We start from the raw sequence: 1,286 nt of genomic DNA, 5'->3' as shown, positions 1-1,286 counted from the left end.
AGAGGTGGTTCGGTTTGTTTGAGCAGTTTCTTGTCGTTTCTTAAGTGGATTCCCTGCTCGGTTACGCCGCGACCAGGATTGGCTTTGGCTTGATGTGATATGCTTGATCGGGCGTCTGCCCGTCCAGCGATGAGTGCGGTCTCCTTTTGTTGTAGAACGTCAGATATCGGACCAGCCCCGCACGGGCGGCAGACACGCTATCGTACGCGTGCAGATAGACCTCTTCATATTTGATGCTCCGCCAAAGCCGCTCGACAAAGACATTGTCGCGCCAAGCGCCTTTGCCATCCATGCTGATCTGGATATCGGCATCCTTCAGCGTCGTGATGAAGTCGATGGACGTGAACTGAGAACCCTGGTCCGAGTTCATGATGCCGGGCTTTCCAAAGCGCCGGACAGCCTCGTTCAATGCCTCCAGACATGGCCCTGTTTCGAGCGTGACCGACAGTCGCCACGCCAACACCTTGCGGCTGAACCAGTCCAAGACGGCAACCAGATAGACGAACCCACGGGCCATAGGAATGTAGGTGATGTCCATTGCCCAGACTTGATTGGGGCGTGTGATCGCCATTTTCCTCAGCAAGTACGGGTAAATCTTGTGGCCGGGCGCGGGCTTTGACGTGTTCGGCCTGCGATAGAGCGCCTCGATGCCCATCGTTCTCATGCAGGTCGCGACGCGCAATCGTCCGGCCGCGAAGCCTTCCTGGCGCAGCAAATCCTTCATCATCCGACTGCCGGCGAACGGGTATTCCATGTGCAACTCGTCGATCCGGCGCATCAGCTTGAGGTCCGCCTCGCTTGTCGGGCGCGGCTCATAATACAGGCTGCCACGGCTGATCCCCAGCAGACCGGCTTGCCGTGACAAGCTCAGTTTGTGATCCGGATCCGTCATTTCTTTGCGCTCGCCAACAGACCGGCCTTGTCGAGCGCTCCTTCCAAAAAATCGTTCTCCAGCGTCAACTGGCCAATCTTCGCATGCAGGGATTTGACGTCAATCGGCGGTTCCTTCGAGGTCTTGGGCTTGTCATCGAAGACATCCGTAACGCCGTCGAGAAGTTGATCCTCCCACTGCTTGATCTGGTTGGGATGAACATCGAACTGTGTCGCCAGCTCGCTCATCGTTCTGTCGCCCTTCAATGCCGCCAATGCGACTTTCGCCTTGAAGGCTGGGCTGTGGTTGCGTCTGGGCCGTCTCGCCATCTTCGCTCCTTCGTCCCGACAAAACTGTCGGAATAGCAGCAGAAAATCCACTTATCTCAACTGTTCAGATTTGCCGAACCACCTCT

1 protein-coding gene is annotated in these 1,286 nt (G+C 56.6%); it reads right to left on the bottom strand.

From position 1 onward, the window contains the following. Nucleotides 1-61: 61 nt before the first annotated feature. A protein-coding gene (locus tag QMZ18_RS36900; RefSeq protein WP_282611442.1) for an IS3 family transposase occupies nucleotides 62-1,200 on the bottom strand; the annotation gives its coding sequence in 2 pieces (ribosomal slippage) (nucleotides 62-945 and nucleotides 945-1,200; 1,140 coding nt in all). Between the last annotated feature and the right edge of the window lie 86 nt (nucleotides 1,201-1,286).

The sequence above is a fragment of the Pelagibius sp. Alg239-R121 genome (assembly GCF_947331435.1).
Taxonomy (GTDB): domain Bacteria; phylum Pseudomonadota; class Alphaproteobacteria; order Kiloniellales; family Kiloniellaceae; genus Denitrobaculum.
This window is presented reverse-complemented; position numbering and strand designations above follow the sequence as displayed.